Source organism: Aliidongia sp. (assembly GCF_035943795.1).
In the GTDB taxonomy this organism is placed as follows: domain Bacteria; phylum Pseudomonadota; class Alphaproteobacteria; order ATCC43930; family CGMCC-115725; genus Aliidongia.
In genome coordinates this window covers 1-19,682 of the sequence record NZ_DASZBY010000067.1, presented here as the reverse complement: position 1 = coordinate 19,682, position 19,682 = coordinate 1, and the positions used below count along the sequence as shown (strand labels likewise).

Annotated in this window: 21 protein-coding genes; 5 read left to right on the top strand and 16 right to left on the bottom strand. The window is 66.3% G+C overall.

What is annotated here, in order from left to right:
• Both VGV37_RS11785 and VGV37_RS11780 read right to left on the bottom strand, forming a co-directional pair.
• Positions 1–640 (bottom strand): transglycosylase SLT domain-containing protein (locus tag VGV37_RS11785; RefSeq protein WP_326879869.1); only part of this gene is annotated, 640 nt, incomplete at its 3' end.
• A gap of 144 nt (positions 641–784) precedes the next feature.
• Positions 785–1,942, bottom strand: coding sequence for a PLP-dependent aspartate aminotransferase family protein (locus tag VGV37_RS11780; RefSeq protein ID WP_326879868.1), 1,158 nt, complete (start codon positions 1,940–1,942; stop codon positions 785–787).
• Positions 1,943–2,055: 113 nt separating this feature from the next.
• On the opposite strand from VGV37_RS11780, the gene VGV37_RS11775 reads away from it, so the two are divergent.
• On the top strand, positions 2,056–3,201 hold the full coding sequence (locus tag VGV37_RS11775; protein WP_326879867.1) for an acetoin utilization protein AcuC: 1,146 nt from the start codon (positions 2,056–2,058) through the stop codon (positions 3,199–3,201).
• A 45-nt stretch (positions 3,202–3,246) separates the two neighbouring features.
• A complete protein-coding gene (locus tag VGV37_RS11770) occupies positions 3,247–3,720 on the top strand; it encodes a DUF192 domain-containing protein (protein WP_326879866.1) in 474 nt (157 codons plus the stop codon).
• Here the strand turns inward: VGV37_RS11770 and VGV37_RS11765 are convergent.
• The gene (locus VGV37_RS11765) at positions 3,714–5,126 is read right to left on the bottom strand and encodes a PLP-dependent aminotransferase family protein (protein WP_326879865.1); all 1,413 of its coding nucleotides are present in this window, start codon (positions 5,124–5,126) and stop codon (positions 3,714–3,716) included. The two genes, VGV37_RS11770 and VGV37_RS11765, sit on opposite strands and share 7 nt — an antisense overlap.
• Between VGV37_RS11765 and VGV37_RS11760 the strand changes: the two genes are divergently transcribed.
• Positions 5,125–6,048 carry a DMT family transporter gene (locus VGV37_RS11760; protein ID WP_326879864.1) on the top strand — a complete coding sequence of 308 codons (924 nt, stop codon included), beginning with the start codon at positions 5,125–5,127 and terminating at the stop codon, positions 6,046–6,048. The two genes, VGV37_RS11765 and VGV37_RS11760, sit on opposite strands and share 2 nt — an antisense overlap.
• Here the strand turns inward: VGV37_RS11760 and queG are convergent.
• From queG to VGV37_RS11725, 7 genes are all read right to left on the bottom strand, one after another.
• Complete coding sequence (gene queG / locus VGV37_RS11755; RefSeq protein ID WP_326879863.1) at positions 6,045–7,163, bottom strand: tRNA epoxyqueuosine(34) reductase QueG; 1,119 nt, start codon at positions 7,161–7,163, stop codon at positions 6,045–6,047. The two genes, VGV37_RS11760 and queG, sit on opposite strands and share 4 nt — an antisense overlap.
• Entirely contained in the window at positions 7,150–7,614 is a 465-nt protein-coding gene (gene queF / locus VGV37_RS11750; protein ID WP_326879862.1) for a preQ(1) synthase, read from the bottom strand. Before queF ends, queG begins: the two co-directional genes overlap by 14 nt.
• Positions 7,615–7,623: 9 nt before the next feature.
• A complete protein-coding gene (tgt, locus tag VGV37_RS11745) occupies positions 7,624–8,757 on the bottom strand; it encodes a tRNA guanosine(34) transglycosylase Tgt (protein ID WP_414637978.1) in 1,134 nt (377 codons plus the stop codon).
• Positions 8,754–9,791 (bottom strand): tRNA preQ1(34) S-adenosylmethionine ribosyltransferase-isomerase QueA, encoded by a 1,038-nt coding sequence (gene queA / locus VGV37_RS11740; RefSeq protein ID WP_326879861.1) that lies wholly within the window; start codon positions 9,789–9,791, stop codon positions 8,754–8,756. Before queA ends, tgt begins: the two co-directional genes overlap by 4 nt.
• Before the next feature lie 139 nt (positions 9,792–9,930).
• Positions 9,931–10,080: a DUF3309 family protein gene (locus VGV37_RS11735; protein ID WP_326879860.1), complete on the bottom strand. Its 150-nt coding sequence runs from the start codon at positions 10,078–10,080 to the stop codon at positions 9,931–9,933.
• A 32-nt stretch (positions 10,081–10,112) separates the two neighbouring features.
• A complete protein-coding gene (locus VGV37_RS11730; protein WP_326879859.1) occupies positions 10,113–10,298 on the bottom strand; it encodes a CsbD family protein in 186 nt (61 codons plus the stop codon).
• A 191-nt stretch (positions 10,299–10,489) separates the two neighbouring features.
• Positions 10,490–11,719, bottom strand: a complete 1,230-nt coding sequence (locus tag VGV37_RS11725; RefSeq protein WP_326879858.1) for an MFS transporter — start codon at positions 11,717–11,719, stop codon at positions 10,490–10,492.
• Between the two features lie 106 nt (positions 11,720–11,825).
• Between VGV37_RS11725 and VGV37_RS11720 the strand changes: the two genes are divergently transcribed.
• Positions 11,826–12,725, top strand: a complete 900-nt coding sequence (locus VGV37_RS11720) for a LysR family transcriptional regulator (RefSeq protein ID WP_326879857.1) — start codon at positions 11,826–11,828, stop codon at positions 12,723–12,725.
• 6 nt (positions 12,726–12,731) lie between these two features.
• Here VGV37_RS11720 and VGV37_RS11715 read toward each other — a convergent pair whose 3' ends face one another.
• The 6 genes from VGV37_RS11715 to VGV37_RS11690 form a co-directional block, all read right to left on the bottom strand.
• Entirely contained in the window at positions 12,732–13,169 is a 438-nt protein-coding gene (locus VGV37_RS11715) for a nuclear transport factor 2 family protein (RefSeq protein WP_326879856.1), read from the bottom strand.
• Positions 13,170–13,184: 15 nt separating this feature from the next.
• Positions 13,185–13,670: a DUF1579 domain-containing protein gene (locus VGV37_RS11710; protein WP_326879855.1), complete on the bottom strand. Its 486-nt coding sequence runs from the start codon at positions 13,668–13,670 to the stop codon at positions 13,185–13,187.
• Between the two features lie 18 nt (positions 13,671–13,688).
• Positions 13,689–14,174 carry a DUF1579 domain-containing protein gene (locus VGV37_RS11705; protein WP_326879854.1) on the bottom strand — a complete coding sequence of 162 codons (486 nt, stop codon included), beginning with the start codon at positions 14,172–14,174 and terminating at the stop codon, positions 13,689–13,691.
• Between the two features lie 537 nt (positions 14,175–14,711).
• A complete protein-coding gene (locus VGV37_RS11700; protein WP_326879853.1) occupies positions 14,712–16,655 on the bottom strand; it encodes a PAS domain S-box protein in 1,944 nt (647 codons plus the stop codon).
• Between the two features lie 193 nt (positions 16,656–16,848).
• The gene (locus VGV37_RS11695; RefSeq protein WP_326879852.1) at positions 16,849–17,529 is read right to left on the bottom strand and encodes a hypothetical protein; all 681 of its coding nucleotides are present in this window, start codon (positions 17,527–17,529) and stop codon (positions 16,849–16,851) included.
• 359 nt (positions 17,530–17,888) lie between these two features.
• Positions 17,889–18,398: a hypothetical protein gene (locus tag VGV37_RS11690; RefSeq protein ID WP_326879851.1), complete on the bottom strand. Its 510-nt coding sequence runs from the start codon at positions 18,396–18,398 to the stop codon at positions 17,889–17,891.
• Positions 18,399–19,095: 697 nt separating this feature from the next.
• Here VGV37_RS11690 and VGV37_RS11685 point away from each other — a divergent pair.
• The coding region (locus VGV37_RS11685; protein WP_326879850.1) for a tyrosine-type recombinase/integrase at positions 19,096–19,682 on the top strand (587 nt) is incomplete at its 3' end.

Below are 19,682 nucleotides of genomic sequence, written 5' to 3'. Positions count from 1 at the left end.
TGTATTGGTTGATCTGGCGTTCGATCTTGGCCGCGAAGTTCTGGTAGATCTGGGCGACCGTCTTCGCCTCGCCGGTCGAACTGTCGTAGAACACGGATTTGTTGGCGGCGGCGGCGGCGGGCAGCAGGTCGGCGGCCTTGGTCGAGCCGTCGTGCTCGATCGATTTCACGACCGAGGTCGCGCCCTGCGCGCCCAGGAAATGGGCGAGGTAGAGGTCGGTCGAGCTGGCGGGACGGCCGAGAGCGCGCTCCACGTCGGTCTTGTTCTGGTGCGCGAACTCGGCGGCGATTTCGGACGCCACCTTCGGGTCCTTGCGCAAGTCCAGAATCTCCTTGCGCACCGCCGGGTCGGCGACATGCGGCCCGCCGCTCTCGCCGGTCTGGATCTGGCTGGCCAAGGTGCCCAGGCCGTATTTGGCGCCGTAGCTCTTGACCGCGCTCAGCCAGGTCGAATCGATGAACTGGTAGAGCCCGGTCGCCGAGCTGCTGGCAGCCTTTGCGTCGGGGTGGAAGCTGCTCTCCTGCGACGCCTGCGCCATCAGATAGCCGAAATCGACGTTCGCCAGCCGGCTGGCGCGGCGAATGTCGCCGACGATGGTCGGATCGACGGCAGGAACGGCACTGGGTGGGCGAGCGGTCATCGAGGGGGCACGAGCTCCAGAAACACCGGCCGACATTGTAGCGGCCAAAGCTTAACCGATCTTTGCGCGCGGTGCGGCACTATTCCCCAACCGTTGGCGACGGCACCCGTTCCCTGGCGGCGGGCCGGGTGCCGTTGTTTCCGCCTAGCGATGGGCGACCGCCAGGGCCTGTTCCATGTCGGCGATCAGGTCGTCGGCATGTTCGATGCCGACCGACAGGCGCAAGAGGTCGAGCGGCACCGGGCTGGTCGGGCCCTCGATCGACCCGCGATGCTCGATCAGGCTCTCGACGCCGCCCAGCGACGTGGCGCGCTTCCACAGGCGCGTCTCGGCCGCGACCGTTATCGCTGCGGTCTCGCCGCCCTTGACCCGGATCGACAGCATGCCGCCGAAGCCGCCGGTCATCTGCCGGGCCGCGAGCTCGTGGCCGGCAAAGGCGGGCAGGCCGGGATAGAGCACTTCGGCGACCATCGGATGCGCCTCGAAATGTTGGGCGATCTTCAGCGCCGACTGGCTGGCGCGCTCGACCCGGATATGGAGCGTGCGCATGCCGCGCTGCAGCAGCCAGGCCTCGAACGTGCCCAGGATGGCGCCGACGTTGGAGCGCACCGCCTTGATGCGGTCCCAGAACTCGTCGGCCTTGGCCGTCGTGAGCGTGCCGGCGACGATGTCGGAATGGCCGTTCAGGTATTTCGTGGCGGAATGCATGACGATATCGGCGCCGAATTCGATCGGCCGGGTCAGGATCGGCGTCGCGACCGTGCTGTCGACCGCGACTCGGGCGCCGGCTGCATGGGCCAGCTTGGCGATTTCGGCGATGTCGCTGACGCCCCAGGTCGGGTTGGTCGGCGTCTCCAGCCAGACCAGCTTGGTCCGGCCCGGCTCGATCGCGCGCGCGAAGGCCGCGGTGTCGGTCGCATCGACGAAGGTGAAGCTCAGGCCCCATTCGGTGGCCGACCCCTTCAGCCAGCCGCGCAGGCCCCAATACATCACTTCCGGCGCCACCACATGGTGGCCGGGCTTCAGGGCCAGGAACACGGCCGTGGCCGCCGCCATGCCCGAAGCAAAGAGAATGCTGGCGGCGCCGCCCTCGAGCGCGGTCAGCAACCGTTCCGCGGTTTCGAAGGTCGGGTTGTGCGGGCGCGCGTAGACCCGGCCGTTGCGGTACTGGTTGTCCGCATCGCGCTGATAGGTCGAGGCCGGGTAAAGCGGTGGCGTCACCGACTTGGTGATCGGCTCGATGTCGCCCAGCGCCTGCGCGATCTTGGTCGCCGGATGATCATCGTTGTTGCGCGTTGCCATCTTCGTCCCGTCCTCATCAAGATTCCCAGACCCGAGCGTGAGGGAGATCGCGCGGGTCGGCAAGCAGCCTCGGACGCAACGCGCTTCGTCCCAGGACGCATGCCGTTTGACCGATGGCGGCGGGCGCACTAACTCCTGTCACCGACATGCTGGCCCGCCCGCTTCTCATCGGCAGTGAAATCTACCGGCGCTCGACCTACGGCAGCCGGCACCCGCTCGCGATTCCGCGGGTGTCGACCGCGCTCGACCTGATCTGGGCGCTGCAGGCGGTCGAGCCGGAGCGCTACATCGACAGCCCGCGGGCGACCCTCGACCAACTGGCCCGCTTCCACGACCGGGACTATCTGGCGGCGCTGGAGCTGGCCGAGCGCGACCGCAGGCAATTGTCCGACGAGGACCGACGGCGCTACCAGATCGGCATCAACGGCAACCCGATCTTTCCGGAGATCCTGTCGCGCCCCTCGACCGCCGCCGGCGGCACGCTCAAGGGCGTGGCCCTGCTGCACGAGGCCGGCGGCGGCATCGTCCATAACGTCGGCGGCGGCACCCATCACGGCCGGTCGAACAAGGCCTCGGGCTTCTGCTATTTGAACGACCCGGTGCTGGGCATGCTCGACCTGCTGGATCGCGGTTACGAGCGCATCCTGTACGTCGATCTCGACGCGCACCACGGCGACGGCGTGCAGGATGCGCTGTCGCACGATCCGCGCGTGTTGATCGTGTCGGTCCACGAGGCCGGCCGCTGGCCCTATACCGGCGTGCTGGGCGACCGGGGCGGGGGACATGCGCGCAACATTCCGGTGCCGCCCGGCTTCAACGACGACGAGATGGATTTCATCCTCGATGCCGCACTGCTGCCGCTCGCCGAACGGTTCGCGCCGCAGGTCCTGATCCTGCAACTGGGGGCCGACGCGCTCGCCGAGGATCCGCTGAGCAAGCTCGATCTGTCGAACGGGTCTCTGTGGCGTGCCGTCGCGGCGCTGAAGCGGATGGCGCCCAAGGTGCTGGCGATGGGCGGCGGCGGGTACAACCCCTGGTCGGTGGCGCGCGCCTGGGCCGGCAATTGGCTGGCGCTGAACGATATGGCGATCCCCGAGCGGCTGCCGTTCGCGGCCGAGACGGTGCTGCGCGCGCTACACTGGGACCATAGCAAGGGACGCGAGCCGCCGGAGCATTGGTTCACCACGCTTGCCGACCCGCCGCGGCCCGGACCGGTGCGCGAGGCGGTGCGGCTCGCCGTCGCGGACGTGCTGCGCTAGCCGCGGGCGGTTTACAGCCGGCGGCCCGTGGGGTAATCGAGAGCCATGCGCCGCATCCCCTTTCTCGCCGCCCTGGTCGCGGTCGCCGTCCTGCTCCTGTCGCCGCTCGCACGGGCCCAGCAGCCGCCGCTGTCCAACTTCAAGCACGACGAGCTGACCATCACCGGGTCCGGCGGCAGCCACAAGTTCCAGGTCGAACTCGCGACCGACAATGCGCAGCGCGAGCAGGGCCTGATGTTCCGCCAGACCATGGCGGCCGATGCCGGCATGCTGTTCCTGTACGACGCGAGCCAGCCGGTCGCCATGTGGATGGAAAACACCTACATCCCGCTCGACATGCTGTTCATCGCCGCCGATGGGCACATCGTCAACATCCGCCAGCGCGCGGTGCCGCATTCGCGTGAGAACATCGCGTCGGACGGCCCGGTCAAGGCCGTGCTGGAGTTGAACGGCGGCATCGTCGCACGGCTCGGCATCAAGCCCGGCGACATGGTCAAGGGGCCCGGGCTCGGTCACTGAGCTGACGACCGTCCCACGATCCGGGCCAGGATCGCGGCGCCGCGCGCGAGCCTGTCGGGTGGTGCGCCAGCAAAGGTCAGGCGCAGGTAGGAGCCATCCGGATCGCCCGGAAACCAGTCGCACCCGGCACTGACGACCAGGCCGTCTCGCGCGCAGTGCCGGGCGGCTTCGGCCTCATCGACGCCGTCGGGCAGGCGGGTCCAGAGATGGAAGCCGCCATCCGGCACCAGGGTCAGCACCCGGTCGCCCAGGCCTGAACGCAGCGCATCGACCAGCGCATCGCGCCGTTCTCGCACCATCAGGTGCATGCGCCGTAGATGGCGTGGCCAAGCGGGCGAGGTGACGAATTGCAGCGCCGCCTCTTGCAGCGGCCCGGCCACGTAGAAATCGTCGGCGCTGCGCGCGCCGCGCAGTCGCGCGAAGGCGGCGCCGCGGGCACAGAGCGCACCGACCCGCAGTCCCGGCGCGGCACTCTTCGTCAGCGAGCGGATATGGACGACATGACCGTCCGGATCCAGCGCGGCCAGGGGTGGGGCCAGTGGCTGTGCACCGAAATGCAGGTCGCGCGCCCAATCATCCTCGATCAGGAAGGCGCGGGTGGCGCGGATCACCTCCAGCACCTGCCGGCGGCGGATGGCGCTCCAGACCGTGCCGGTCGGGTTGGCATGGGTCGGCTGGCAATAAAACACGCGCGCGCCGGATGTCGCCAGAGCGTCGGCCAACAGGTCGGGGCGCACGCCCTCGGCATCGCTCGCGACCGGAACGATGCGCAGGCCGGATGCCCGCGCGGTGGCGATGGCGCCGATATAGGTCGGACTCTCCATCACGATGGCGTCGCCGGGCGCTGCCAAGCCCCGGAACGCGGCGGCGATGGCGGGTTTGCCGCCGGGACAGACCAGCACGTCGCGGGCGGTGAAAGCGCCGCCGATCTGCTGGGCGAACCAGGCCCGCAAGGGTTCGATACCCTCCAATGGCACGCGATCCCACGCACCGGGGCGCGTGGCGGCCCGGGCGAGACAGCGCGCCAGATCGGCAGACGCCTGCAGGTCGGGCGGCAGATAGCCGGTCGACAGGCAGATGGCGCCCTGTGGCGGCAAGGCGAGAAGCTGCTCCACGGCCCGCATGTCGGCCCGGGCGGTGCCGAGGGATACGCTCTGCCAGCCGAAATCGTCGCCCCTGGCTTGGACCGGTCGACGCCCCGGCGCGACGAAGGTGCCGCTGCCCGGCCGCGCCTCGATCGCCCCCTCGGCCACGAGGCGGGCGACGGCGGCACGCACCGTGAGGGGGCTCACGCGAAGCCGGGCCACCAGCTCCCGCGCTGACGGCAGGCGGGCGCCGGGCGAAAGTTCGGCGATCCGGGCGCGCAGGGCTTGAACGACCCGATCGCTACTGATATCGTTATTCATGATAAATTATAGTAACACTATCACTTCTTCACCGAAAGCGTTATCGGCTTCCGGATCTACGCGCGTCGCCGGACTGGCCTGGGGCGCCCTGGGCGTTCTCGCTTTCTCCTTCAGCCTGCCGATGACGCGGTTGGCGGTGGCCGAGATCGACCCGACCTTCGTCGGGTTGGGCCGCGCGGTCGTGGCGGGCCTGTTCGCCGCGATATACCTGCGCGTGGTGCGCGCGCCGCTGCCGGCACGTGAACTCTGGCCGCGGCTGGCGATCGTCTCGCTCGGCGTCGTCATCGGGTTTCCGCTGTTCAGCTCGTTGGCGATGCGCTTGATCCCCTCGTCCCATGGCGCCGTCATCAACGGTGTGCTGCCGGTCGCGACCGCGATGATGGCCGTGGTGCGGGCCGGCGAACGGCCGTCCTGGACGTTCTGGGGCGCCTCCGCCTTCGGATTTGCCGCCGTGATCGTCTTCGCGGTCGTGCAGGGTGCCGGCCGACCGGAACTGGCCGATGGCCTGGCGCTGCTCGCGGTCGCCCTGTGTGCGCTCGGCTATGCCGAGGGTGGGGCGCTGTCGCGGATCCTGGGAGGCCCGCGGGTCATCTGCTGGGCGCTAGTATTCTCCCTGCCGCTGCTGGTGCCGGTAACGGCCTGGCGTATCGCCGCCACCGGCTGGCCGCAAGCGGGCATCGCATCCTGGGCCGGCTTTGCCTATGTCTCTGCGATCAGCATGTTCCTGGGCTTCTTTGCCTGGTATCGCGGTCTCGCCCTGGGCGGCGTGGCGCGGGTCGGTCAGGTGCAGCTCGCCCAACCGGTCCTGACCCTACTGTGGGCGGCGCTGTTGTTGGGCGAGACGATCAACCTCGCAACCATCCTTGCGGCGGGCGTCGTGCTGTCGAGCGTCGTGCTGACCCAGATGGGGCGGGTGCGTTAGCCGAGCGCCGTGTCCCACTCCGCCCGGACGTCCTCGTCCAGCTCGACCGCCCGCGCGGGGGCGAGCGTCGCCAGATGCATCGGCGTCAGACGGCCCAGCGCCCAGACGGCCATGCCGCGCACCAGCGGCGAGGGATCGTCCAGCAGCTGCTCGGCCGTGGTGGCCAGGCCGGCATTGCCGGAATTACCGATGGCGATCAACACGTTGCGCACGAACCGGTCGCGGCCGATGCGCTTGATCGGCGACCCGGCGAAGATCTCGCGAAACGCCGCGTCGTCGAGCGCCGCCAGATCCGCCAGGCGCGGTGCGGTCAATTCGGCGCGGGGCAGGAACGACGGCTCGACGGCGCTTTGCGCGAACTTGTTCCAGGGGCAGACCGACAGGCAATCGTCGCAGCCATAGATGCGGTTGCCCATGGGCGCGCGGAATTCCGCCGGGATCGGCCCCTTGTGCTCGATCGTCAGGTACGACAGGCAGCGCCGGGCATCGAGCGTGTAGGGCGCCGGAAAGGCCGCCGTCGGGCAGATGTCGAGGCACCGGCGGCATTGACCGCAATGGTCGCTCTCGGCCGCGTCGGGCTCCAGATCCAGCGTCGTGAAGATCTCGGCCAGGAACAGCCAGGAGCCGTAGTCGCGCGAGACGAGGTTGGTGTGCTTGCCCTGCCAGCCGAGGCCGGCCGCCTGGGCCAGCGGCTTCTCCATCACCGGCGCGGTATCGACGAAGACCTTCAACTCGGCTCCGGTGGTCTGGGCGATATAACGGCCCAACTCTTTCAGCCGCTTTTTGAGGATGTCGTGATAGTCGCGGTTCTGGGCGTAGACCGAGATGGTCGCCCGGTCGCGCCGCCCAAGCCGCGTCATGGGATCGGTCGCCGGTCCGTAGTTGGCGGCCAGCATCAGGATCGATCTGGCCTCGGGCCACAGGCCTTTCGGTGAGGTGCGCCGCTCGGGCGTGCGGGCCAGCCAGTCCATGTCGCCCTGGCGGCCGTCGGCCAGGAACTGGTCGAACGCCAGACGGTAACGGTCGGCGAGAGCGGCCGGCGCCACGCGCGCCAGGTCGAAGCCCAGCGAGCGGGCCTTGTCGACGATCAGGGTCTTGAGGTCAGCCGCGGCCACGATAGGGCTGCACCCCCTGGTCGGGAATCCAGACGCCCTTCGGCGCCTCGCCGGTCTGGTAGAACACGTCGATCGGAATGCCGCCGCGCGGATACCAATAGCCGCCGATGCGCAGCCATTGCGGCTGGATCTCCGCCACCAGGCGCTTGGCGATGCCGACGGTGCAGGCCTCGTGAAAGGCGCCGTGGTTGCGGAACGACGCCAGATAGAGCTTCAGCGACTTGCTCTCGACCAGGAACGGGCCCGGCACATAGTCGATGACCAGATGGGCGAAATCGGGCTGGCCGGTCAGCGGGCACAGCGAGGTGAATTCGGGTGCCGTGAAGCGCACCAGATATTGCGTGCCGGCCTCGGGGTTCGGCACCTTTTCCAGCACCGCCGTCTCGGGCGAGGCGGGCGCCTCGGTGTAGTGGCCGAGTTGGGTCAGGCCGCTGTAGATCGTCTCTGTCATCCTCGTCCTCTACAGCGCCGGGATATCGCCCAAGGCCTGCGCCTCGTAGAAGGCGGCGGCGAAATCATCGAGCCCTTTGGCCGCGATCGCCTGGCGCAGGCCGGCCATCAGGTCCTGGTAATAGGTCAGATTATGCCAGGTGAGCAGGATCGGCCCCAGCATTTCCTCCGATCGGAACAGATGGTGCAGATAGGCGCGACTATAGCTCCGGCAGGCGGAGCAGCGGCATTCGGCGTCGAGCGGCCGGGGATCGTCCTGGTGGCGCGCGTTGCGCAGGTTGACCTTGCCGCGCCGGGTGAAGCCCTGGGCGGTCCGTCCGGACCGGGTTGGCATGACGCAATCGAACATGTCGATGCCGCGTTGGACCGCGCCCACCAGATCCGACGGCGTGCCGACACCCATCAGGTAGCGGGGGCGGTCCTCGGGCAGGGCGGGCAGGGTGCCGTCCAGCACCTGGAACATGATCTCCTGGCCTTCGCCGACCGCGAGGCCGCCGACGGCATAGCCGTCGAAGCCGATGCCGGTCAGTGCTGCGACCGACTGATGGCGCAGGTCGATGTAGATGCCGCCTTGAACGATGCCGAACAGCCCATAGCCCGGCCGCCGGACGAAGGCCTGCTTCGAGCGCGCGGCCCAGCGCATGGACAGCGCCATCGAGCTGGCCGTCTGCTCACGCGTCGCCGGGTGGGGGGTGCATTCATCCAGAACCATGGTGATGTCGGCATCCAGCATGCGCTGGATGTCGATCGAGCGTTCCGGCGTCAGTTCATGCTTGGAACCGTCGAGATGGGAGCGGAAGGTGACGCCCTTTTCCGTCATCTCGCGCAGGCTGTTCAGGGACATGACTTGGAAACCGCCGGAATCGGTCAAGATCGGCTTGGGCCAGTTCATGAACCTGTGCAGCCCGCCCATCCGGTCGACCCGCTCGGCAGTGGGCCGCAACATCAGATGGTAGGTATTGCCCAACAGGATCTCGGCACCGGTCTCGGCCACCGCTTCCGGCGTCAGCCCCTTGACCGTGCCGGCTGTGCCGACCGGCATGAAGGCCGGCGTCTCGATCGTGCCATGGGCGGTGGTGACGCGGCCGCGCCGGGCGGTGCGATCCGTGCCGATGAGCTCGAAGCCGAAATCGGGCACGGTCATGGCGATGTCTCCGGATCGAGCAGGCTCGAATCTCCATAGGAATAGAAGCGATAGCCGGTTTCCCGTGCCCGGTCGTAGGCGGCGCGCATGCGCTCCAGCCCGGCAAAGGCCGAGACCAGCATGAACAGGGTCGACTTGGGCAAATGGAAGTTGGTCATCAGCCGGTCGACCGCCTTGAAGCGATAGCCGGGCGTGATGAACAGGCGAGTACCGCCTTCGAATGGACGCACGGTGCCGTCGGTGGCAGCCGCACTTTCCAGCAGGCGCAGGCTGGTGGTGCCGACCGCGACGATGCGGCCGCCGGCGGCGCGGGTCCGGTTGATCCGGTCTGCCGTCTCGGCGGTCAGCACGCCCAGTTCTTCGTGCATGACATGATCGTCGGTATCGTCGACCTTGACCGGCAGGAAGGTGCCGGCGCCGACATGGAGGGTCAGCAGGGTCGATCCGATGCCGCGGTCGGTCAGCGCCGCCATCAGCGTGTCGGTGAAATGCAAGGCGGCGGTCGGCGCCGCGACCGCGCCTTCCTGCCGGGCGAACAGGGTCTGATAGTCCGTCCGGTCGCGCTCGTCGGCGATGCCGCCGCGGATGTAGGGCGGCAGTGGAATGCGACCATGCTGGTGCAGCGCCGTCATCAAGGCGGCACCGCCCCGGTCGAAGCGCAGCATGATGTCGCCGGCCGCACGCTTCTCCAGCACTTCGGCAGAAAAACCGTCGGCGAAGGCGACATGATCGCCGATGCGCAGGCGCTTGCCGGGCTTGGCGAAGACCAGCCAGGTATCGAGCGCCAGGGCTTGATGGAGCGTGATGGACACGGTCGCCTCGCCGCGCCGGCCGATGAGGCGCGCGGGCACGACGCGGGTGTCGTTGAACACCAGCAGGTCGCCGGGCGACAGCAGGTCCGGCAGATCGCGGACGTGGCGGTCGGTGATCGCGCCGTCGGTCACCCGCAACAGGCGCGCGGCGTCGCGCGGCTCGACCGGTCGCTGCGCGATCCGATCGGGCGGCAGCTCAAAGTCGAACACATCGACGCGCATGAAACCGAACCTTCGTGACAGGAGGCGGGGTTCCTAGCACGAGACGGCGGGCCGGGGCAGGGGTTCCGGCGCAGGCCCGACCGGAGCCGCCGGAAGGGCTCGGGCCCGTCCGGCGGTCACGGTCGACGAAGCGACGGCGTCAGCCCAGGAACATCACGATGATCAGGATGATCAGCAGCGTGCCCAGGCCGCCGGTCGGGTAGTAGCCCCAGCCGGCGCTGTACGGCCAGAGGGGAAGCGATCCGACCAGCATCAGGATCAGGATAATCAGCAGAATGGTGCGCAGCATTTTACTCTCCCGTGCTCTTGAGGCAGGGTTGATCAAGCGTTGCGAATGGCGTCCTTGACCTTGCCGAACGCATTCTGCGCGGTGCCGACGTTCTTCTCGACCTTGCCTTTGGCTTCGGTCTCGCGATCGCCGGTAATCTTGCCCGCTGCTTCCTTGATCGAGCCGGTGACTTCCTTGGCGGCACCTTTGATACGGTCTTTGTCCATGATGTCCTCCATAGGTGGGATATTCATCAGGACTAACGAATGAACTAAAGAATGGTTGCGCGGGATTTTCTAACCTTGTTTTTGGAACTATTTGCGCTCCGCAGAGCGAATCGGACAGCCTATTCAACGCGCGACTGCGCTGTTTTAGTGGTGGGGCCAAGGGGTTGCAATCTGAGAAGGGTTGCGCATGGGAAAGTGCAATTTTACGAACCAAGCGCGTCGCCCGGCTCGACCAGCGCCAGTCCCCATGCGATTGCGGCGAAGACCATGCCGAGGCCGGTCACGGCCGGCCAGCCGCCCGCGTTCCACGCGGGCCCCGCAAGGCCGGCGCCCGCCGCCGCGCCGCAAAAAGACAGGCCGGTGAACAGGCCATTGATCCGACCCCGCGCCGCGGGGTTCAGCAGGTTGATCTTGCGCCGGCCCAGGGTCAGGTCGCCGATCGCGCCCATGTCGAGCGATACGGCCGCGAGGACGAGCAGAGGCAGGCCCAGGCCGGCGGGGCAGGCGCCCGATCCCGCGCAGCCGGCGAGCGCCAGGGCGGCCAGGACCGTGCCGTGGGCCAGGCGGGTGGCAGGGCGGGACCAGCCACGGTCGCCGGCGCGGCCGGCGATCGGCGCGATGACGGCCCCGCCGGCACCGGCGAGGGCGAACAGGGCGATGCCATAGGCGCCGAATTCGAACGGCGGTCGGCCGAGTTCGAGCGCGATCGCGGTCCAGAACAGGTTGAACGCCGCCATCAACAGCACCTGGTATCCGGCGCGTCGCCGTAGCACCGGTTCGGTCAGCAGCAGGCGTCCCATCGACCGGATCAGGGGGCCATAACCATCCCCGATGGCCGGGCGGCGGCCGGGCAGAAGCCATGCCAGCAGCAGGCCTAGCAGCCCGACGAACAAGGCCAGCAGCCCATAGACCGCGCGCCAGCCCAACCCCTGGGCTGTCAGGCTGGCGAACGGGCGCGACAGCAGGATACCGAGCATCAGCCCGCTCATGACGTTGCCGACGACGCGGCCGCGCTGCCGTTCCGGCGCCAGGTAGGCGGCGACCGGCACCAGCATCTGTATCGCGCACGAGGTCACGCCGACGGCGAAGGCCGCCACCAGGAACAACAGCGCGCCCGGTGCCATGGCCGCGAACGCCAGCGCCGCGACATTGGCGGCGAGTGTCGCCAGGATCAGGCGGCGGTTCTCGACGAGGTCGCACAGCGGTACGAGCAGGACGAGGCCGACCGCGTATCCCAGCAAGGTTACGGTAGTCACGAGCCCGCCCGCCGAGGCGCCCAGCCCGAGGGAGGGCCCAATCAGCCCGACCAGCGGCTGCGCGGCATAAAGGCTGACGACGATGATGCCGATCGACAGGGCGAACAGCAGAGTGAGCGCGCCGGTCATCGCGGCCGCCGGAGCGGGAACGAGCGGCAGGTCGGCGGGACAGCTCATGGCGCAACTCCGAAGATGATCCGGAGTCCAAGCTGACGCAGTGCGATGGAAATGATAATTGCGATAGATCAAGATAAACTCTCCCGATAAACGGGAGAGTGAGGCGATGGCAGAAATTGACGACTACACCGCGCTGGTCGCGATCATCGAGAGCGGCAGCCTGACCGCCGCCGCCCGCCAACTCGACCGCTCGCTGCAGGCGATCAGCCGGTCGCTGCTCCAACTGGAACGGTCGCTGGGCGTGGAACTGGTCCAGCGGACGACCCGGCGCTCGCGGCCGACCGAGGCGGGAATGGCGTTCTACCGGCGGATCAAGGCGGCGCTCGCCGATATCGCGCTTGCCCGGCAGGAGGCGACCGACCAGGCGACCGAGCTCGCAGGGCCGCTGCGCATCGGTTCGTCGATCCAGTTCGCGCCGGTTCATGTCGTTCCGGCGCTCGCCGCCTTCCTGGAGCGCCATCCGGCAGTCGAGATCGACCTCGCGCTGGCCGATCCCTATGTCGACCTGATCGCCGAGCGGATCGATGTCGCGATCCGGATCGGCGATATGCCGGATTCGAGCCTGATGGCGCGGCGGCTCGGCGACCTCCGCCGGGTGCTCTATGCGGCACCGGGCTATCTGGCGGCCCGCGGCCGGCCGGACCGTCCGCACGATCTGGTCACCCACCAATGCGTCATCCGCACCGATGCGCAGGCCGGCGGCACGCTGTGGGAATTGACCGACCGGACGGGAGCGGTCGAGACGATCGCCGTGACCGGCCGGTTCCGCTCGTCCGGTGCGGCGGCCTGCATTGCCGCGGCCATCGAGGGGTTGGGCATCGGCCTCGCCCCACTGTGGCAGGTGCGGGACGCGCTCGATCTGGGTTTGGTCGAACTGGTGCTGCCCGACCATGGCTTGCCGCCGATGCCGATGCACCTCGTCTGGCCGCCGACGGCGAAGCTGCCGGCCCGGACCCGCGCGATCGTCGATTTCCTGGCCGTTCGCCTCGCGACCGCACGGATCTGACCGGGCTCAGGACGCGGGCGGTCGCGTCACCTCGGTATAGATCACCTGCCAGACGCCCTTCCGCCTGGCCCAGACGTCGGCGAAGCGGAACGTCGCCTTGAACGGCTTGCCGCCGTCGACGCCGCTGACCGAGACGATGCCGCCCAGCACCGCGCCATTCGCCCACACCCGCTCGACCGGCTCGCGCACGACATAGGGGTCCAGCTTGAAGCCGGGTGCGGTGTTGTCGTGGATCAGGCCCGCCTTGTCGCTGACCTCGGCATGGCTGTTGACCAGCACATAGTCGTCGGCCAGCAGCCGTTCGAGTTCGGCCCGATTGCCGTCGATCTGGGCCTGGTCATAGTCGGCGGCAGCCTTGGCCAGATCGGCCGGCAGCTTGGTGGCGAGCGCTGGGGTGGCGGCCAGCAAAGCCGCCACCGCCAGCATCGTGAGCTTGATCGACATCGCTGATGTGCCCTCTCAGGTGCGGGTGAATTCCATGATCCAGTTCGTCTCCCAGCTGTCGCCGCCATCGGGCGAGTAGGCCTGGTCCCATCGGCACTCGGCCGTTGAGATCGGCGTCCAGGTCAGGCGCAGGCGCACGATCTTGTCTTCGAACCGTTCGTCGCCATAGAAGCGGCCGATGCCATCCTCGAACCGGCCGACGACCGGGGTATCGAGACGGGGAAAGCGGCTGTCCATCCAATAGATCGACCAGAGCCGCACCTTCGGATCGTAGAGCCTCAGGGCCGAGCCGTGATAGGTCCCGCGCGGCGTGCGGATCTCGGTCTCCTCGAGGTTGCCTTGGCCGGCGAGGATCTTCGCCGTGTTCGAGCTGCCGGAGAATTCCGTCCAACCGGTTTCGCCGGCCAGGCGCTTGCGCAATTGGCGATGCCGAACCGTCCAGTCGCCGATGACGAAGTCGAAATCCAGCGCGCCGTCGTGAAGAGTGATGTCTTGGGGCATGATCGCTCGCTTTCCAGGTCAGGCTCGGGTGTGCTTCATGATCCAGTTGGTTTCCCAACTGGTACCGCCATCGGGCGAAAATGCCTGCTCCCACCGGCATTCGCCGGCGGAGACCGGCGTCCAGATGAAGCGGACGCGGATCGGTTTTCCTTCGAACGTCTCGTCCGCATAAAACAGGCCGACGCCATCTTCGAAGCGGCCGACCATCGGCGTGTCGATGGCCGGATTTCGGCTGTCCAGCCAATAGATCGACCAGGTGCCGGCGCTCGGATCGAACAGGCGCAAAGTGACGCCGGTATAGATGCCGCGCGGCGAGCGGATCTCGCCCTCGTCGATATTGCCAAAGCCGGCCAGGATCTTGCGCATGCTGACCGTGCCGGAGAATTCCAGCCATTCCGTGTCGCCGGCCAGGCGATGGCGCAACTGGCGATGCTCGGTCGTCCAGTTGCCGACGAAGAAATCGAAATCCTGGGCGCCGCGCGGCACGGGGGTATCGGAGGTCATGGCTTTTCCGCTTTCTGGGGATGTTGTTGGAACCGCCGTGGCCGGTCGCACGGTCAGCAGCGTGATCGCGCCGAGGGACGCGGCACCCGTCAGCAACTGGCGGCGCGTGCCTCGGGGATTCGCTGGCTGATTCGAAATGACCATGGTTCTCTCCCACGTCGTTGGAGATGATGCGAAGAAATCGCGCCCAGGCCTGCCAAGCAATGTCAGGTATTTTCACGGGGCGAAATTTTCCGAGACGAAATTTTCAAGACGGCGACACGACTGCGCCCGCGAACGCCGATGTCTTTACCAAAGCGCCTGCGGTGGCATCGTCATCGCGCTGCAGGAACGGCTTTGAGAGTCGGCAGCGCCCGCCAGCATCTGGCGGCACGTGCCTCGGGAATACATTGGCTGATTCGGATGGACCACGGCTTCTCTCCCACGTCGTTGAGGACGATGTGGAGAGATTGCGCCCCATAACCTGCCAAGTGATGTCAGGTATTATCCAAGCAGCGAAAATTTCCGGGGCGGCGTTGTGACCGCGTCTCCGAAGGCCTAGGCCTTGGCCATGGCACCTGCGATGGCATCGGTCAGATCGCGCTGGCTGAATGGCTTCGACAATCGCAGGAGCCCTGTACCCGCACCGGGGGCGAGCTCTGCGTACCCGGTCGCCAGGATAACGCGCAGGCCGGGCCACCTCGACCTGATCTCTTCGGAAAGCTGCCAGCCGGTCATGCCCGGCATGGCCTGATCCGTGATGACGAGATCGAAGGGCGGCGCATGGTCGAGAATTTCCAACGCTTGGTCGCCCGAGACGGCCTCCCGCACCCTGTGTCCCAGTTCCTCGAGCATCGCCGACGTGTTGATCACGATGAGCGGGTCGTCGTCCACGAGCAGGATATCAAGCGGCCGCATTGCCGGGCGCGCGGGCTCATCGCTGTCAAGGCGTCGATCGGCGACCGGTCGTACGTGTCCGGATGCGACCGGCAGCAACAGCTCCGCCGTCGTGCCTTGGCCCAGGCGGCTCTCGAGGAACAGGCGGCCGCCGGACTGTGCGGCCAGTCCCATCACCATCGGCAAGCCCAGACCGGTGCCCTTGCCGACGCCCTTGGTCGTAAAGAACGGGTCGAGGGCGCGAGACAGCGTGGCCTCGTCCATGCCCGTGCCCGTGTCGATCAGCGACAGGGAGACATATTGGCCGGGGCTCAGTCCGCGGGCGTCGCCTTCTACGACCTCAACTTCCGTTCCGGAGATGAGGATCGAGCCACCATCCGGCATGGCGTCGCGCGCGTTCACCGCCAGGTTCAGCAGAGCCAGCTCCAATTGGTTGTGGTCGGCGAGCACCGGCCGCATCGACGACGGAAACCGCGCGTCGACCTGGATGCTCGAGCCGAGCGAACGCTGCAGCAGGTCGGTCATGCCATCCACCAGCGTGGAAACGTCGATCGCTTCCGGCTTCAGTTCCTGGCGACGCGCGAACGCCAGCATGCGTTGGACCAACGCCGCACCACGATGGGTCGCCGCCAGGGCATTTTGCAGCAGCGACGGGTTGCGTGGGTCGTCCGGCGCGCGTCTGCTCAGCAGTTCGAGGCCGGACTGGATGGCCATCAGCAAATTGTTGAAATCATGTGCGACGCCGCCGGTCAGCTGCCCGATCGCCTCCATCTTCTGCGACTGGAACAGGGCCTCGCGCGCCTGGTCGAGCGCGCGGCGTGCATCTCGTTGCGTCGTGATGTCGCGGGTGACCTTGGCGTAACCCAGCAGCCTTCCGTCCTCGGTCCGGATCGGATCGATGATCACCGATGCCCAGAACCGGCTGCCGTCCTTGCGGACGCGCCATCCTTCCTTCTCATATCGTCCCTCGGCGAGCGCGGTCCGCAATGCGCGTTCCGGCTCCCCCGCTGCATGATCCTCCGGCATGTAGAAACGGGAGAAGTGCTCGCCGATGATTTCGTCGGGAAGGTAGCCCTTGATCCGCTGGGCGCCCTGGTTCCAGCTGCTGATCCGGCCGGTCGGGTCGAGCATGTAGATCGCGTAGTCGGTCACGCCCTGGACCAGGATACGGAACTGTTCCTGGCTTTGCCGCAGCGTCTCCTCGGCCTTCCTGCGCTCGGTCAGGTCCCGCGTGATCTTGGCATAGCCGACCAGTTCGCCGGTCGATGCGCGGATCGGGTCGATGACGACCTGGGCCCAGAACTCCGTGCCGTCCTTGCGGACACGCCAGCCCTCGCCTTCGAACTTGCCTTCGCTCTCGGCGGTCGCCAATGCCCGGGCAGGCAAGCCCGACGCCCGGTCCGCCGCCGTGTAGAATTGCGAGAAGTGCGAGCCGATGATCTCGGCCGGTTCGTAGCCCTTGAAGCGCCGCGCGCCGGCGTTCCAGCTCGTCACCCGGCCGTCGGGATCCAGCATGTAGATCGCATAGTCGGTGACCGCCTCGACGAGCAGGCGATAGCGGCCATCTTCGCTCTGTGCCGCGGAAAAACGCTCGACCCGCTCCATGTCCGTCCTTCGCACGACCCGCCCGAGCCGAATTGCCGCAACCGAGTTTGCTAATGTACCGGACTATCGCCGACGGTGCCGGAAGGAACAATGGGCGAGTTGGCGCGCGTCCGCCAGCAGCGCCTTGCGGTCGGAGGGCGCTCAACGGCCGTTCCCCGTGGCTCGTCTCTCAGGTGAGATGAGACGCTTCGGATCAATTCACGTCATGCGCGAAAAATCCGATGCCGTCGGGCCACCCGCCGGGATGATGGACGAAGGCCGAGGCCGCCACCCATTTGCTGTGATTGACCACGCCCGCCTGGATGATGTCCGGCCCCTCGCTCGCCAGCTCCGCTTCCGACTTTTCCGACGGGCGCACGATCACGATATGGCCGGGGCGGTGCGGGTCCGGGCTGGCGTAGGAAATCACCACCAACTCGCCTTGGTTGGCCAGGCTCTGCGCGCTCCGTGCGTCGGCGACACGGCGCCAGCCTTGTGCTCGTGCATCGCCGCTGCCGAGCCACTCGTTCTGGGCATTGGCAAGCAAGACCAATCCATGTTCGGGCGGGCGCAGCATGTAGATGCCCAAGCGTTCGCCCATGGCGGCGACGAAGGCGCTGCAATGGGTGGCGACATGCCCATTGCTGACGGCATCCGTCTCGCGGTCGCGCGCGCCCGTCTCCCAATTCACATGATCGCGCGCCAGCCACAGGTGCTCTACATCCGACGCGTCGAGCACTTGGCTCAAATGGTGCCCGGCAGGCGTCACCGGGCCGCAACACGGCTCCGCCGCCGCGGCCGTGCCGGTCAGGAGCACAAAGATCAACGCCGCCCACATCATGCTCCTTCCCTTCGAAGCCGGCGTCTTCGATGGCTCACAGCCGAAGCGTTTCATTGAAGCGCGCCTCCGTGGAAATGAACCGCCGTGAAGATGCGCGCGCGTCACGCGGCTCGGCCAGGGGCGAAAGCTATCAGATCAGGGATGGTGGGGAAAACGGTCGAGTTTCCCGGGGAGAGGTATCGAAGCAAGCGCTTCAGCCCGAAGCCTGAATACGCCTCATACTGCAAACGAGGTAGGGCACCGCCCCTATAATTCATCGGAATTGCGCCCAGACACTGCCAGCATCGAAATATTGCTTCATCACGTCGATCCGACCGTTGTCGTCCAGATGGTAGACGCACACGATGATCTCGGTCACCTCCTCCCGCTCGGCCTATTGCCGCGCGCCGCTGTCTAGGGGATGTCTCGATGGGCTAACCTGAAAGCTTGATCAATGCTTCAACGGTGGCTTTTCCCTCCAACAGTTTCTCGGCCATCAGTGCTGGGACAGTTATCAGAAAATTCTGCTGGAATGCCTCGTCAGCGTCATGAAACTCGGACTTCCTGATCGAAAGGAACATGAGTCGTGCGCCGCCAACAACATTGTGGAAAGAAGAAACTTCCTGAGCAAGTTTCGGCGGTAACTCTCCAATATCCTTTGCAATCGCGTCAAATACAGGATGACTATCTGGAAGTTCGTTTAAGGCTTTCAGTCTTTGCGTTCTTATTAATTTTTCAAGTCGCGCGATCTTTGTGAAATTTTCGGCAATTTGGTCTGGCTTCATTAGATATAGGTACGCTCCCATCTCACCCGCCAGCGCGCCCGCCACTGAGCGCCGCTTTTGCCGCTTTAGTCGCCATTCCGAGATCTCTTTTAGGAAAAACCCGAGAGTGACCGTGGCAGCAGCCGTCCACAGTGCAGTAAATGGATCGAAGTGTGCCATTCGTAACGTTCTCCGATTCGCGAGCGGAAATCGTAGGGCGTCAATTGCCGCATTCACTCGGGCAGCAGATGTCGCAAGCTGGAGCGCCAGCTACCGGCGGTTTCGTTATACCAAGTTTCAACTCTGGCGACCTTGGGGAAATCAGTACGCGATGTCCACGCGGTATGAGGGGAAGTGCCAACCGTCGAGCGACGCCGAGGGAGAGCTGGCCACCGAACGGACGGCACAGATGCGCACTACGGAATAATGCCCATCCCACCCGCGCGCAAAACGCGCTCAGAAAACCTCGTGGTTCCGGTCCAAAGTCAGCAAGGAGGCTTCACGGCTCCAAGACGCGAGGAACGGTTTCCTGACGCCAAGACCTCGCCGTCCGTCCGTGGTGCTTATTTGGATTGTCGCCGAGTCAGGCGGCGCTCTACGCTATGCGGCACAAAAGCTTGGCTGGGGGACGAGGACTCGAACCTCGATTGACGGAGTCAGAATCCGCTGTCCTACCATTAATAAAACTGGATTAACATCAAGTAACGTCGGGTAACATTTACCCACAGAACGCGTTTATTGTTGTTGTTCCGCCTGGAACCTGAGATAACATCCGCTAACCGCTGGAAACATCCCTTACCACACCCATTCTGTTACCCAATGTTACCCAGCGGCGCCCAATTCGATTGATCTGAGGCGCTGGATGTCTCGAATAATATTGACTGACAAGGTCCTTGAAAAGCTGGCTCCGCCCGAGGGCGGCCGGCTAGATGTGTTCGATGCCCTGTTGCCTGGTTTCGGGGTGCGTGTGTCGAAAACCGGCGGCAGGACGTTCTTTCTGTTCTATCGCCACGGCGGCAAACAGCGGCGCGCCACGCTCGGCAAATATCCGGTGATGAAGCTCGCCGAGGCTCGCGCCGCCGCCAGGCCTTTAATCGAGATCGCGAAGGCTGGAGGCGATCCGGGCGCGCTCCTACCGAATGAAGATCAAACCGCCGCTGTCGTGGCCCCGGCACCGTCGGTCTTGACTTTCAGAGAGATGAAAGAGGATTTCATCCTGCGCTATGCCAAGCCACAGAACCGGGCTTGGCACGAGGTCGAGCGCATTTTTGACAGGTATGTCATTCCGCTTTGGGGTCATCGCCCCGCGGCCGAGATCAAGCGTCAGGACATCATCCAACTTCTCGACGACCTGGTCGACCGCGGCGTGCCGGTGATGGCCAAGCAGACCCACGCTGCCATCCGACGCCTGTTCAACTGGGCGGCGGACCGCGACTTGGTCGACGGGTCGCCCTGCGTTCGGAT

Excerpts from the sequence above, each read along its gene's own strand:
- VGV37_RS11780 (WP_326879868.1), bottom strand. The coding sequence starts at position 1,942 with ATGGCAACGCGCAACAACGATGATCATCCGGCGACCAAGATCGCGCAG.
- VGV37_RS11775 (WP_326879867.1), top strand. The coding sequence starts at position 2,056 with ATGGCGGCGGGCGCACTAACTCCTGTCACCGACATGCTGGCCCGCCCG.
- VGV37_RS11770 (WP_326879866.1), top strand. The coding sequence starts at position 3,247 with ATGCGCCGCATCCCCTTTCTCGCCGCCCTGGTCGCGGTCGCCGTCCTG.
- VGV37_RS11760 (WP_326879864.1), top strand. The coding sequence starts at position 5,125 with ATGATAAATTATAGTAACACTATCACTTCTTCACCGAAAGCGTTATCG.
- VGV37_RS11765 (WP_326879865.1), bottom strand. The coding sequence starts at position 5,126 with ATGAATAACGATATCAGTAGCGATCGGGTCGTTCAAGCCCTGCGCGCC.
- queF (WP_326879862.1), bottom strand. The coding sequence starts at position 7,614 with ATGACAGAGACGATCTACAGCGGCCTGACCCAACTCGGCCACTACACC.
- tgt (WP_414637978.1), bottom strand. The coding sequence starts at position 8,757 with ATGACCGTGCCCGATTTCGGCTTCGAGCTCATCGGCACGGATCGCACC.
- queA (WP_326879861.1), bottom strand. The coding sequence starts at position 9,791 with ATGCGCGTCGATGTGTTCGACTTTGAGCTGCCGCCCGATCGGATCGCG.
- VGV37_RS11735 (WP_326879860.1), bottom strand. The coding sequence starts at position 10,080 with ATGCTGCGCACCATTCTGCTGATTATCCTGATCCTGATGCTGGTCGGA.
- VGV37_RS11730 (WP_326879859.1), bottom strand. The coding sequence starts at position 10,298 with ATGGAGGACATCATGGACAAAGACCGTATCAAAGGTGCCGCCAAGGAA.
- VGV37_RS11725 (WP_326879858.1), bottom strand. The coding sequence starts at position 11,719 with ATGAGCTGTCCCGCCGACCTGCCGCTCGTTCCCGCTCCGGCGGCCGCG.
- VGV37_RS11720 (WP_326879857.1), top strand. The coding sequence starts at position 11,826 with ATGGCAGAAATTGACGACTACACCGCGCTGGTCGCGATCATCGAGAGC.
- VGV37_RS11715 (WP_326879856.1), bottom strand. The coding sequence starts at position 13,169 with ATGTCGATCAAGCTCACGATGCTGGCGGTGGCGGCTTTGCTGGCCGCC.
- VGV37_RS11710 (WP_326879855.1), bottom strand. The coding sequence starts at position 13,670 with ATGCCCCAAGACATCACTCTTCACGACGGCGCGCTGGATTTCGACTTC.
- VGV37_RS11705 (WP_326879854.1), bottom strand. The coding sequence starts at position 14,174 with ATGACCTCCGATACCCCCGTGCCGCGCGGCGCCCAGGATTTCGATTTC.
- VGV37_RS11700 (WP_326879853.1), bottom strand. The coding sequence starts at position 16,655 with ATGGAGCGGGTCGAGCGTTTTTCCGCGGCACAGAGCGAAGATGGCCGC.
- VGV37_RS11695 (WP_326879852.1), bottom strand. The coding sequence starts at position 17,529 with ATGAAACGCTTCGGCTGTGAGCCATCGAAGACGCCGGCTTCGAAGGGA.
- VGV37_RS11690 (WP_326879851.1), bottom strand. The coding sequence starts at position 18,398 with ATGGCACACTTCGATCCATTTACTGCACTGTGGACGGCTGCTGCCACG.